Raw genomic sequence first — 12,634 nt, 5'->3', positions numbered from 1 at the left:
GTCCGAGGGTATCCGGCGAAACGGTCAGCCACCCCGGTCACGGGTGCGGCGGTGACCGTCGCTCAGGGGCAGGTGCCGGGAGTGGGGCCGAGGTGGTCGCTGGCGGTGGTGGTGGGCTGGCCACAGCCGATGGCGGCGCGCAGCGCGTCGGCGCGCTCGGCGACCGACTCCAGCAGACGCAGCGACCGCGAGGTGCGCTCCCGGTCGGCTCGGGACGCACCGTCGGCAAGTGTGTCGAGGGCTCGGCGCTGCCGGCTGACGAAGGTATCGACCGCGTCCAGCGGTGTGGCGTCCGAACGCTGTGCCGCAGCCTCGGTGAGGAGGCGTACGCCCTGGCGGGTGTCCGAGTCCATGTCGTCCAGCACCCCGCTGTAGCCGGTCCGGTCACCGCGCAGCGCGGACGCCTCGGTCAGCCGGGTACCGGCGAAGTCGAGCAGGAGCTGGCCCCGGTTGACCTCGGAGCTGGTCAGGGCGAGCTGGGCCCGCTCGGTGCCACGCTTCATGCCGTACAGCGCATCACCCGGCACGGCGTTCTCGCTGGCCGCGGAGATGCCCGAGACGGCGATGGCGCCGGCCGCGATGCCGACCAGGATCGCGCCCCGGGCCCGGGCCCGGCGAGCGGTGACCGCCGGCAGCAGCGGGCCTCGGCCGGCGCTCGCCTTCTCGGTCGGCCGGGCGGACGCGCCGATGCCCTCCCGGGCGGCGGTGGCCAGCAGCATCGCCCGTAGGCCGGTCCGGAATTCCGGATCCACAGTGGCGGTGGGCACCTCGGCGGCCACCTGCCGGCTGAGCGAGACGAGCGGTGTGAGTTGCTCGTCGGATCGGGATCGGACGTGATGGCGCCGGCCGCCGTTGGCTTCGTCAAGCAGTTGCGCGAAGCGCTCGGCGCGCCGACGGGAGAAGAGGGCGTTGTCCACCGCGGCACCTCCTCTCGCTGGACGCGGCCGATCGGCCGCGGTCACCGGCAGCGACCGATGACCGCGTGACGCCGCAGCGGAGGCCGCTGGCGCCGTCGCCCGTCATCCGGGGGATCCGGAGGTCCCGAACCGTCACCGGTCGCACCCGGAAAAACGCTCCGCGCCGCCCTCCGGTTACGGGCCGCCCGGATGCGATATGTCGCAAATCAATCACCAGCCGCCGTCACTCGGTCGCCCGCCTGGGCGAACGGCGGTGACGGTCCGGCGACTCACGGCTGGAAACCATCCGGAAGCAGCCGCGCCAGGGCCCGGACCGCCCGGTACTGAAGTGCCTTGATGGCACCCTCGTTCTTGCCCATCGCCCGGGCCGTCTCGGCCACCGAGAAGCCCTGGAGGAAGCGGAGCACGATGCACTCCTGCTGCTCCGGGTTGAGCCGCTTGACGGCGGTGAGCAGGGCGACGTTTGTGATGTGTTCCACCACCGCCGCCTCCGGGCTGCCCTCCGGGCCGCGATCCTCGCGGTCGGCGTCGAGCACGTCGCCGGTGGTCACCTCCAGCCGGTAGCGACCGGACTTGAAGTGGTCGGCGACCAGGTTGCGGGCGATGGTGACCAGCCAGGCCCCGAGATCACGGCCCTGCCAGGTGAAGCTGCCGATCCGTTTGAGCGCCCGCAGGAAGGTGTCGGAGGTGAGATCCTCGGCGAGTTGCCGGTTGCCGACCCGGAAGTAGACGAAGCGGAAGACGGTGTCGACGTAGCGGTCGTAGATCAGGCCGAAGGCCTCGGCCTCGCCGGCCTGGGCGCGTTCGACGAGGGCCCACACCTCGGTGGCCGGATCGGACGGATCGGGGCGACTCGGGAATCCGGTGGAGGCGCCGGGCGCGGCGGGCACGACGGGAAGGACAGCGGTCTCGGCGGCCGGCAGGTCAGTGACCGGCGGATCTCCGCCGCGTCGGGCCTGGGCCGGCATGGTTGGTCGGTTCGGTGAGGCGATCCGGCCACCTACCGGTCTCGCGTTCCCGCCGGGCGCCGATGGTCGATGCGGCGGCTCGTTCTGATGTGGCCTGCTGCCCACCCGCTTCGCGGCACCCTCGTCCCGGACGGGAAGGTTGCCCGCGTTCTCCGGCGGACGATGGCCACCAGTCCGCTCGTTGACCGGGGTACGTGCCGCCGGGCCGGTCAGGCCCACCAGGCGGTGCGCGAAGCCGAAGGTGGTCATCGTGCCGCCTCCGTTCCGTCGCCTACCGCTGCGCCGGCGGGCGATGGTCGATTGGTCGGGTCGCCGTTGGGCAGGATGGCTCCGGGGGGTGCCGGCGGGCGGCAGATCCCCTTGAGGTGCTGGTCCGATGCGCTAACGGGCACGGGGGGCCTCCTCGGGCTGAGGGGTGTCGACTCACGGCAAAACGGGGTGAGCCGACCCGAGTGATGATAGGGCCAACGTCACCCGCGCGTGGCAAGTCCGTTACACAGGGCCGAAGTATTTACCGACCCGTCCTGAGCCTGGCGGACCGGTTGTCCGTCGGGAGGTGATTGACAATCGACATCCCTGCTGTTCGGGTGACGCCGCAGGTCAGGCCGATGGTCGGCGAGTGCGCCGACGGGTCGCCCGACCTCGGTTCGGCCCTGCGGGAGGTGCTCCAGCCACGGTCGCCACACCCTCGGCGCGTCGTCGGGTACCCAGCCGCCGAGTTCCGTGCACGGGACTGGGTCGGGGGATGTGCCAGACTCGGCCAGCATGCAGGACGCCGCCGACGCGACGGAGGAGACCGATGCGTGAGCCCCGCCTGACTTTGATCACCCGGCCCGGTTGCCACCTTTGCGAGGACGCCAAGGCGGCGCTCGATCGGGTGGTCGCGGTCACCGGTGACCGGTGGACCGAGTGGGATGTCAGCGGTGACGTCGAGTTGGAACGCGAGTACGGCGACCGGCTGCCGGTGGTGCTGCTCGACGGCAAGGAGCACGGCTACTGGCGGGTCGAGGAGGAGCGGCTGCTGCGGGATCTCACCACCCCGCAACTCTGACCCTCCCCGGGCGAGTGGCGTCCCGGATAGGGTGCGGCGATGACCCCTGCACGTACCCATCTGGTGTGGGACTGGAACGGCACCCTGCTCAACGATCTCGACCTCGTGGTGGCCTGCACCAACGCCGTTTTCGTCAGCGAAGGCGGGCCGAAGGTGACCGCAGCGGAGCATCGGGTGCGTTTCCGGCGGCCGATCGCCGACTACTACGCGGAGGTGCTCGGGCGGGCGGTGGACGGCGAGACGTTCGGCCGGTTGGACAAGGCCTTCCATGACGCGTACCGCCTCGGGCTGACCACCTGTGAGCTCGCCCACGACGCTCTCGACGCGATGGCGGCCTGGTCGGGCAGCCAGTCGCTGCTCTCCATGTGGTTCCACGACGAGTTGGTGCCCGCGGTGCAGACGTACGGCCTGACCGGGCGCTTCACCCGGGTCGACGGGCTGCGGGCGCAGGTCGGCGGCGACCGCAAGGCCGAGTCGTTGGCCCGGCACCTGGCCGGGCTCGGCGTGGACGGCCGGTCGGTGGTGCTGATCGGCGACTCGATCGACGACGCTGACGCCGCGATCTCGGTCGGCGGTCGCGCGGTCCTCTACGCCGGCGGGTTCACCGACCGGGCCCGGCTGGACGCCTCCGGCCATCCGGTCGCCGACACCCTCGTGCAGGCCGTGACCCTCGCCACCACCCTGCGTTGACGGCAGCCCCGCGGTTTCGGGTCGATCATGAATTCTGGCGCTCGGAATCGGGCGGCCGAGCCGAAAACTCCATGATCGAAAAAGACGAAGGGCTGCGGCGACCTGCGCGTGATTGGTCAGAGAAGTCGGGATTGGGCAATAATCGCGCGGGCGGTCCCGGCGGGGATCATCATCGATCTTGCGGAACGGAGGGGCTGGTGGGGGCGCGGTGCGTGCCAACAAGATCGCGATTTGTGCACGTCTTCACAAGCGCCTACTCTGTAATTCCGACGCGTCCTGCTAGCACAGCCGGCAATTTCGGTCGCCAGCGGGAGTCCCGAGTTGGCCGGCCGGTGGAGTTGGTCAAGGATCGCACCGCACGGAGTCTCATGAGTCAGCAACGCCACCCTGGCGCGCCCGGTCGCGCCGGTGCCGTACCGGCGCTTCCGGATCTGCCTGAGGCGACCGTGGCCCGGCTGCCCGAGTACCTCCGTGCGCTGCACAACCTTGCCGAAACCGGTAACGAGACGGTGTCCAGCGAAGGGTTGGCCAACGCCGCCGGGGTGAACTCGGCCAAGCTCCGCAAGGACCTCTCCCAGCTCGGCTCGTACGGCACCCGCGGGGTCGGTTACGACGTGGCGCTGCTGATCGAGCAGATCGAGTACGTGCTCGGCCTCACCCAGCGTCGGGCGGTCGCCCTGGTGGGCGTGGGTAACCTCGGTCACGCGCTGGCCGGTTACGACGGCTTCGCCAGCCGCGGCTTCCGGATCGCGGCGCTCTTCGACGCCGACCCGGGCCGGGTCGGTGAGGAGATCAACGGCCTCGTCGTGCGGCACATCGACGAGCTGCCCCGGGCGGCCGCCGAAGAGTCGATCGCGATCGGGGTGATCGCCACCCCGGCGCCGGCCGCCCAGCAGGTGGCCGACCAGCTGGTGGCGGTCGGCGTGACGAGCATCCTGAACTTCGCGCCCTGCGTCCTCTCCGTTCCTTCCGGGGTCGACGTGCGCAAGGTCGACCTCGCCATCGAGCTCCAGATCCTGTCGTTTCATGAGCACCGCAAGGCATCCCTGACCGCGCTCCCCACCACCGGTGGGTCCGCCCTGACCGCCCTGCCGGGCGGCCTCGCGGTCACCGAGAGCCAGGAGGCGATCGGCACGTGAAACTCCTCGTCGTTGGCGCGTCCTACCGCACCGCGCCGGTCGCCACCCTGGAACGGCTCGCGGTGCCCCCGGCCGGTCTCACCGGCATGCTGGACCGGCTGGTCGCGCAGCCGTACGTGAGCGAGGCCGTGCTGGTCTCCACCTGCAACCGGGTGGAGGTCTACGCGGCCGTGTCCGGCTTCCACGGCGGTCTCGGTGACATCTGCGCCGTCCTCGCCGATCAGGCCGACTGCCAGCCGGCCGGGTTGGCCAACCACCTCTACGTGCACTTCGACTCCGCCGCGGTGAACCACGTCTTCCGGGTCGCCGCCGGTCTGGACTCGATGGTGATCGGCGAGGCGCAGATCCTGGGCCAGCTCCGGGACGCCTACCACCGGGCCGGCGAGGCGGACACCGCCGGGCGGCTGCTGCACGAGTTGATGCAGCAGGCGCTGCGGGTCGGCAAGCGGGCGCACTCGGAGACCGGCATCGACCGGGCCGGCCAGAGCGTGGTCACCGCCGCGCTGGGGCTGGCCGCCGGTCATCTCGGCGACGACCTCGTCGGCCGTCCCGCGCTGGTCGTGGGGGCGGGAGCGATGGGCTCGCTGGGCGTGGCGACGCTGTCCCGGCTCGGCGCCGGGCCGCTGACCGTGACCAACCGGAGCGCCGAGCGGGCCGTCCGGCTGGCCGAGTCGTACGGCGCGACCGCGCGACCGATGACCGAACTGGTCGACACTCTCTCCACAGTGGACATCGTAGTGGCCGCCACGGCCTCCGCCGAGCCGGTCCTCACCCACGCGGTGGTCGCCGAGGCGGTGGCCGATCGGGACCCGGCACGCGGGCCACTGGTCCTGCTCGACCTGGCCGTGCCGCGCGACGTCGGCCCCGGCGTGGCCGAGCTGGCCGGGGTAGAGGTGATCGACATCGACCGGATGGCGGCGCTGCTCGCCGGCGGACCGGCCGTCGCGGACGCCGCCGCCGTCGAACGGATCGTGGCCGGCGAGGTCGAGTCCTTCCTGACCTGGCTGCGCGGGGCCGACGTGGCACCGACCGTGGCCGCCCTGCGCGGGCGGGCCGAGGACGTGGTGGGCGCCGAGTTGCGCCGACTCGCGCAGCGCCGCCCCGACCTCACCGACGACCAGCGCGCCGAGATCGCCCGTACCGTGCACCGGGTGGTCCAGCGGCTGCTGCACCAGCCGACCGTGCGGGTCCGCCAGCTCGCCGCCGAGCCCGGTGGCGACCAGTACGCGGCGCTGCTGCGCGAGCTGTTCGACCTCCAGGTCCCACAGACCTCGCCGGTGGACACCGTCCCCGACATCACTCCAGCTGCGGAAGGTGAACGATGAGCGAGCAGCGGAACGGAGTGCCGTCATGAGCGCCGCACTGCGCCTCGGTACCCGGGGCAGCAAGCTGGCGATGGCCCAGTCCGGGCACGTCGCCGACGCCCTGACGGCCCGCACCGGCCGCCCGGTCGAGCTGGTCGAGGTGGTCACCGCCGGTGACCGCTCCACCGCTCCGGTGCACCGGCTCGGTGTCGGCGTGTTCGTCTCCGCCCTGCGCGACGCGCTCGTCGCCGGGACGATCGACTTCGCCGTCCACTCGTACAAGGACCTGCCCACCGCGCCGCCGGCCGGGCTGCACATCGCCGCAGTGCCGCCCCGGCAGGATCCGCGGGACGCGCTCGTCGCCCGGGACGGTCAGACGCTTGCCGAACTCGGCGGCGGAGCGAAGGTCGGCACCGGCGCGCTGCGCCGGATCGCCCAGCTGCACGCGCTGGGCCGACAACTCTCGGTCACCCCGATCCGGGGCAACATCGACACCCGGCTGACCCGGGTGCTCGGCCCGGAGGCCGACCTGGACGCCGTCGTCCTGGCCCGGGCGGGCCTGGCCCGCATCGACCGGACCGACGTGATCACCGAGACGCTCGACCCGATGCTGATGCTGCCGGCGCCCGCCCAGGGTGCGCTGGCCGTGGAGTGCCGGATCGACGATCCGGAACTGGTCGAGCTGCTCGCCACGCTCGACCACGCACCGTCGCGCGCCGCGGTCACCGCGGAGCGGGCGATGCTCGCCACCCTGGAGGCCGGATGCTCCGCTCCGGTCGCCGCCTACGCCGTCGTCGCCGAAGGCGAGCCAACCGGCTCCGGCGCCGAAGGCGATGTTGTCCAGGAGATCTACCTGCGCGGGGCGGTGATCAGCCCGGACGGCACCCGTGAGATCCGGCTGTCCCGCACCGGAACGCCCGCCGACGCGGCGGAGATCGGCAAGGCACTCGCCGCCGAACTCCTCGAACTCGGCGCCGACTCGATCCTCGGCCCGCAAGGACACGACGGCCCGGGGACCCAGCAATTTGGGAGCACAGAATGACCCGCACCCGTAAGCCCGTAGGCCGCATCGCGTTCGTCGGGGCCGGTCCCGGCGACCCGGGCCTGCTGACCCGCCGGGCGCACGACGCCCTGGTCGACGCCGACCAGGTGGTGTACGACCGGGGAGTCCCCGAGTCGTTGCTCGACGTCGTCCGGGCCCAGGCGAAGACCGACACCCAGTTCACCCCGGCCGAAGGCGTGCCGGGCGACGTGGCGAAGGTGTTGATCTCAGCCGCCCGCTCCGGGCAGAACGCGGTGCACCTGGTGGCCGGCGACCCGTTCGGCCACGACTCGGTGGTCAAGGAGGTGCAGGCGGTGGCGCGTACCGCCGCGCACTTCGAGGTGGTGCCCGGCGTCGGCCAGGCCGAGGGCGTGGCCACCTACGCGGGCGTACCCCTGCCGGGCGTGCGTACCGCCGCCGACGTCGAGGACGTCAGCACCCTGGACTTCGAGGCGCTGGCCGCAGCCGTGCAGCGCGGCTCGCTGGCGCTCGCGGTGGACGCCGGTGATCTCGCCGCGATCCGCGACGGGCTGCTCGCCGCCGGGGTGGACGGCGGCACCGCCGTCGGAGTGACCGGCGACGGCACCGGGGAGACGCAGTACACCACCACGTCGACCGTGGACTCCTTCGTCGCGGCGGCACTCGGTTTCACCGGCCGGGTCGTGCTTACCGTCGGTGAGGGCGTGGGCCAGCGGGACAAGCTCAGCTGGTGGGAGAACCGTCCGCTGTACGGCTGGAAGGTGCTCGTTCCCCGGACCAAGGAGCAGGCCGGCGCGATGAGCGCTCGGCTGCGCGCGTACGGCGCGATCCCGTGCGAGGTGCCGACCATCGCCGTGGAGCCGCCGCGTACGCCGGCCCAGATGGAGCGGGCGGTGAAGGGCCTGGTCGACGGCAGGTACGCCTGGGTCATCTTCACCTCGGTCAACGCGGTCCGGGCGGTCTGGGAGAAGTTCGCCGAGCACGGGCTGGACGCCCGGCACTTCGGCGGCGTGAAGATCGCCTGTATCGGCGAGGCGACCGCCGAGGCGGTCCGTGCCTTCGGCATCCAGCCGGAGCTGATCCCCAGCGGCGAGCAGTCCTCCGAGGGCCTGCTGGCCGAGTTCTCGCCGCACGACGAGGTGCTCGACCCGGTCGGCCGGGTGCTGCTGCCGCGCGCCGACATCGCCACCGAGACCCTTGCCGCCGGGCTCACCGAGCGTGGCTGGGAGGTCGACGACGTGACCGCGTACCGGACGGTCCGGGCAGCTCCGCCGCCCGCCGAGATCCGGGACGCGATCAAGTCGGGCGGGTTCGACGCGGTGCTCTTCACCTCGTCCTCGACGGTCCGGAACCTGGTCGGCATCGCCGGGAAACCGCACGCGCGTACCGTGGTTGCCGTCATCGGGCCCAAGACGGCGGAGACCGCCACGGAGTTCGGCCTGCGGGTCGACGTCCAGCCGCCGAACGCCTCCGTGCCCGACCTGGTGGAGGCGCTCGCCGGCTACGCCGTCGAGCTGCGGGAGAAGCTCGCCGCCATGCCGGCGAAGCAGCGTCGCGGTTCGAAGGTGCAGGGCCCGACCGCGTTGAGGTTCCGGTAGCCGTCAGGGAGACCCGCATGTCGTACCCGGAAATCCGGCCTCGCCGGCTGCGCCGCACCGCGGCGCTTCGGCGGCTGGTGTCCGAGACCCGTCTCGACCCGGCCGAGCTGGTCGTGCCGATGTTCGTCAAGGAGGGGCTGACCGAGCCACGGGCCATCGGCTCGCTGCCCGGGGTGCTTCAGCACTCCCGCGACTCGCTGCGCAAGGCCGCGGTGGAGGCGGTACAGGCCGGCGTCGGCGGGATCATGCTCTTCGGGGTGCCGACGACGCGGGACGAGCGCGGCTCGGGCGGCATCGACCCCGACGGCATCCTCAACGTCGCGATCCGGGACGTGGTCGCCGAGGTGGGCGACGCCACGGTGGTGATGAGTGACCTCTGCCTGGACGAGTTCACCTCGCACGGGCACTGCGGTCTGCTCGCCCCCGACGGTTCGGTGGACAACGACGCCACCCTCGCCTCGTACGCCGAGATGGCGGTCGCCCAGGCCGCCGCGGGGGTGGCGGTCGTCGGGCCGTCCGGAATGATGGACGGCCAAGTCGGCGTGGTACGCCGCGCGCTCGACGCGGCCGGCCACACCGACGTCGCGGTGCTGGCGTACGCCGTCAAGTACGCCTCGGCCTTCTTCGGTCCCTTCCGGGACGCGGTGGAATCGGCGCTGGAGGGTGACCGCCGCTCCTACCAGCAGGATCCGGCGAACCTGCGCGAGTCCCTGCGCGAGGTCGAGTTGGATGTGGCCGAAGGCGCGGACCTGGTGATGGTCAAGCCGGCACTGCCGTACCTCGACGTGGTCTCGGCGGTCCGGGCCGCCGTGCAGGTCCCGGTCGCCGCCTACCAGGTCTCCGGCGAGTACGCGATGGTCGAGGCGGCCGCCGCTAACGGCTGGATCGACCGTGAGAGGGTGATGCTGGAGACGCTGACGTCGATTCGTCGTGCCGGTGCCCAGATCATCCTCACCTACTGGGCCGTCGAGGCCGCCCAACTGCTCCGCCAGCGCTACTGAGCCCCCGGGCAACCCTGGCGATCACCCCTCGCCGTCAGCGCCCCCCGATCCGTGGACCTGGGACTACCGAACGCCGCCCGGGACGGCTCAGCGGGAGTGGTCGAGGCGGTGGACCAGCTCCGCCACGTCGACGCTGTACTCGCACCAGTCCCGGTCGGGGCGGTAACCCAACTCGGCGTTCACCTTGAGCATCGCCTCGTTGGCCTGGGCGTTCCACGTCTGGACCTCGGTCAGCTGCGGCTCGGCCGAGCGTAGCTCCAGCAGCATCCGGGCCTTGAGCGCGCGGTCGATCCCGTAGCCACGGTGGTCCTGCACCACGATGGTGTCGTACTGGTCGGCACGGGTCGGATGCTGGGCCGGCACCACCACCTCGGTCAGGCCGGCCACCTCGCCGGACTGCTCGTGCAGGGCGAGCACGATGTACGGCTTCATGCCCCGCCGGTGCAGGCAGTCCAGGCTGTCGCGCAGCCGCTGCGGATCGTACGAGCTGGGTCGCAGCTCGCCGTCCTCGATGTCCCGGAGCTCGGCCTTGGCCCGCGCGTACGCCTCGATCAGCTCGTCGGGCGGACCGCCGGGGTGGAACTGGATGTGGTAGCCCGCGCCGACGCCGGTGGACATCTCGGCCAACTCGGTCCAGTCGACGGTCGCCAGGTCGAGCACGCTGCGGGTCTCGACGTACTCCCGGCAGAAGCCGAGCGACTCGTAGAAGCCGACGGCCGGGGTGTCGCCCACGACCTCAACGCCGATCGACTCGAAGCCCTCCTGGTAGACCCGGCGGGCGGCGCGCAGGACGAGCGTCCGGCCGAGCCCGCGCCGCCGGATGGAGGGGTGTACGAGCACCTCCAGCACGCCGATGTTGCCCAGCAGCAACACGTGCACATGACCCAGGATGGCACCCGGCGTCCCGTCGCTGTCGGGCTCGGCCTGGGCCACCCACGAGATCCGCCGTTCGCCCGGCATCACCTCGGCGAGGTATTCCCGCAAGCGACTCTCCCGCCACGACGGGTCCTGCGGGAGATCGGCCGCCAGAACCGCGTTCAGCGTGTCCAGCAGCGACGCGATCTCGACGGACGACGCGGTCCTGGGGTCCCACTCGCGCACCATCACCCGTCTAGCTTGCCGTTAACGACAGCCTGGGGGAAGTGTCCAGTTCTCCAATGTATGCGGACGATCACTTCACGTGCGACTGGCCTGTCCGTACCGGTTGGCGGTGTTGAAGACATCCTGGGCGTACCTGCGGACATCGTTGTACGACAGGATGGCGTTCCACCAGTCACCCGGAATGGTGAGGTTGCGGCCACCCTTGCAGAGGTACATGCCGGCGGCGAGGGCGGCGTCGTGGATGTTGTGCGGATCCTTGCGACCGTCGTTGTCCGCATCGGCGCCGATCTCCTGCCAGGTGGTGGGTATGAACTGCATCGGCCCGATCGCCCGGTCGTAGGTGGTGTCCCCATCCAGCTCACCCCGATCCGTGTCGGCGATCCGCATCCGGCCGCCCTGCCCGTCCAGCGGCAGGCCGATGATTTCCGGAGTCGCCCGGCCGTCGGGGCCCAGGCGGGCGTTGTTGGCCTGCCCGTGGCGCGACTCCACGAAGCCGATCGCGGCCAGCGTGGTCCAGCTCAGGCCGCAGCTCCGTTCGGTCTGGGCGAGCACCAGCTCGGCGTAGCCGTACGCCTGCACGGCGATCGGGTCGATGCCGACCTTGGCACCGACCTGCTGAGCCCAGCCGGCCAGGGCATCGGAGGGACGACCACCCGACGCGGCCGGAGGAACCGCGCCCAGGGGCGGTGTCGCGCCCGGCGGCAGCGTCCCGGTCGGCGCCGGCAGGTCTCCGGGCGCGGGCGGTACGGCACCTGGCGGTGGCACCTCGACGGAGGGCGGCAGGTCGCCGGGGGCCACGGAACCGCTCGCGGTGGCGTCGGCCGAGACCGACCGGGACGCGCCAAGGGTGGCCGGCACGAGCAGCGCACCGGCGGTCGCGGTCAGCGCCACAAGCGCGAGCAGGAACACCCCCGGCAGGGTCAGCCGGCCGGCGGGCCGCCGGGACCAGGCGCGGGTCGCCCGGGCTGCGGCGCGCGGTCCGGGCAGGCGTACGGCGTGGGCGAAGCGCACCCGGCGCCGCCGGGAGCCCGGTGCAGCGGTGTCCGGCGTGGACTCGCCCCGCTCGCCCTCGGCAGCGGTGGAAGCCGGGGCCGCGGCCCCGGCGGCGGACTGCGCACCAACCTCGGCGGTGGGCTTCTTGCCGGCCTCACCGGTGGGCTTCGCGTCGGCCACATCCCCGGTGGCTGACACGTCGGTCTTGGCGGCGGGCGGTGCGTCGGTCTTCGCCGCAGGCTGGTCGTCGGTCTTGGCGGTGGGTTGGTCGTCGGTTTTCGCGGTGAGCCGGTCGTCGGTCTTCGCGCCGGGCCGGTCGTCGGTCCTGGCGGACCTCAGCCAGGGGCGGCGGGGCCGCGGCAGCCTGGTCGCCGGGCGGTCGGTGGTGGCCTCGGCGCGCGGCGTCGCCGGCCGTAGGGGCCGAGGGGTCCTACCTTCTTCGCCGTCTGCCACCCGTCGAGTATCACCCATCTGTCCACCAGAGTCAGGTCCGGTCGTACCCTGATGCCATGCCCCGGTACGAGTTCCGTTGCCGCGCCTGTGGCGACACTTTCGAGGTCAACCGCCCGATGGCCCGAGCCGGAGAACCGGCGTCCTGTCCACAGGGGCACGCCGACACGGTGAAACTGCTGTCCACGGTCGCGGTGACCGGGCGGGGCGGCGGTGCCAGTGGTGGCGCGCCGGCGCCCACAGGTGGTGGTTGCTGCGGCGGTGGGTGCGGCTGTTGAGGTGACCGTGGTGCGGCCGGCCGGGTGACGCCGGTGCCTTGCCCGGACGCCGGTCCCGATGGCACCTTGGGGCGGAGCCTCGACCGGCCGTTTTCACGATGCGTGACGATCTGGTTTCGGGAA

At 72.2% G+C, this 12,634-nt stretch carries 12 protein-coding genes; 8 read left to right on the top strand and 4 right to left on the bottom strand.

Annotated features, from left to right (window positions below):
• Positions 1–62 precede the first annotated feature (62 nt).
• Both AC507J_RS14575 and AC507J_RS14570 read right to left on the bottom strand, forming a co-directional pair.
• Positions 63–917 carry a DUF5667 domain-containing protein gene (locus AC507J_RS14575; protein WP_496289686.1) on the bottom strand — a complete coding sequence of 285 codons (855 nt, stop codon included), beginning with the start codon at positions 915–917 and terminating at the stop codon, positions 63–65.
• A gap of 269 nt (positions 918–1,186) precedes the next feature.
• Positions 1,187–2,134, bottom strand: a complete 948-nt coding sequence (locus AC507J_RS14570; RefSeq protein ID WP_496289685.1) for an ECF subfamily RNA polymerase sigma factor, BldN family — start codon at positions 2,132–2,134, stop codon at positions 1,187–1,189.
• 550 nt (positions 2,135–2,684) lie between these two features.
• On the opposite strand from AC507J_RS14570, the gene AC507J_RS14565 reads away from it, so the two are divergent.
• The 7 genes from AC507J_RS14565 to hemB all read left to right on the top strand — a co-directional run bounded on the left by AC507J_RS14565 (position 2,685) and on the right by hemB (position 9,689).
• Positions 2,685–2,936, top strand: coding sequence for a glutaredoxin family protein (locus AC507J_RS14565; RefSeq protein ID WP_341717771.1), 252 nt, complete (start codon positions 2,685–2,687; stop codon positions 2,934–2,936).
• Positions 2,937–2,975: 39 nt separating this feature from the next.
• A complete protein-coding gene (locus AC507J_RS14560; RefSeq protein WP_496289684.1) occupies positions 2,976–3,626 on the top strand; it encodes an HAD family hydrolase in 651 nt (216 codons plus the stop codon).
• 368 nt (positions 3,627–3,994) lie between these two features.
• On the top strand, positions 3,995–4,765 hold the full coding sequence (locus tag AC507J_RS14555; RefSeq protein ID WP_496289683.1) for a redox-sensing transcriptional repressor Rex: 771 nt from the start codon (positions 3,995–3,997) through the stop codon (positions 4,763–4,765).
• Positions 4,762–6,090: a glutamyl-tRNA reductase gene (locus AC507J_RS14550; protein WP_496289682.1), complete on the top strand. Its 1,329-nt coding sequence runs from the start codon at positions 4,762–4,764 to the stop codon at positions 6,088–6,090. Before AC507J_RS14555 ends, AC507J_RS14550 begins: the two co-directional genes overlap by 4 nt.
• 25 nt (positions 6,091–6,115) lie before the next feature.
• Entirely contained in the window at positions 6,116–7,111 is a 996-nt protein-coding gene (gene hemC / locus AC507J_RS14545; RefSeq protein ID WP_496289681.1) for a hydroxymethylbilane synthase, read from the top strand.
• Positions 7,108–8,688 carry a bifunctional uroporphyrinogen-III C-methyltransferase/uroporphyrinogen-III synthase gene (locus AC507J_RS14540; RefSeq protein WP_496289680.1) on the top strand — a complete coding sequence of 527 codons (1,581 nt, stop codon included), beginning with the start codon at positions 7,108–7,110 and terminating at the stop codon, positions 8,686–8,688. Before hemC ends, AC507J_RS14540 begins: the two co-directional genes overlap by 4 nt.
• 17 nt (positions 8,689–8,705) lie before the next feature.
• Positions 8,706–9,689 (top strand): porphobilinogen synthase, encoded by a 984-nt coding sequence (gene hemB / locus AC507J_RS14535; RefSeq protein WP_496289679.1) that lies wholly within the window; start codon positions 8,706–8,708, stop codon positions 9,687–9,689.
• Positions 9,690–9,776: 87 nt separating this feature from the next.
• Here hemB and AC507J_RS14530 read toward each other — a convergent pair whose 3' ends face one another.
• Positions 9,777–10,793 (bottom strand): GNAT family N-acetyltransferase, encoded by a 1,017-nt coding sequence (locus AC507J_RS14530; protein WP_496289808.1) that lies wholly within the window; start codon positions 10,791–10,793, stop codon positions 9,777–9,779.
• Positions 10,794–10,865: 72 nt separating this feature from the next.
• On the bottom strand, positions 10,866–12,236 hold the full coding sequence (locus AC507J_RS14525; protein WP_496289678.1) for a lytic transglycosylase domain-containing protein: 1,371 nt from the start codon (positions 12,234–12,236) through the stop codon (positions 10,866–10,868).
• A gap of 56 nt (positions 12,237–12,292) precedes the next feature.
• On the opposite strand from AC507J_RS14525, the gene AC507J_RS14520 reads away from it, so the two are divergent.
• Positions 12,293–12,511, top strand: coding sequence for an FmdB family zinc ribbon protein (locus AC507J_RS14520; RefSeq protein ID WP_496289677.1), 219 nt, complete (start codon positions 12,293–12,295; stop codon positions 12,509–12,511).
• The last annotated feature ends 123 nt before the right edge of the window (positions 12,512–12,634 follow it).

It is taken from the genome of Micromonospora sp. PRAS1, from assembly GCF_059553435.1.
This window is presented reverse-complemented; position numbering and strand designations above follow the sequence as displayed.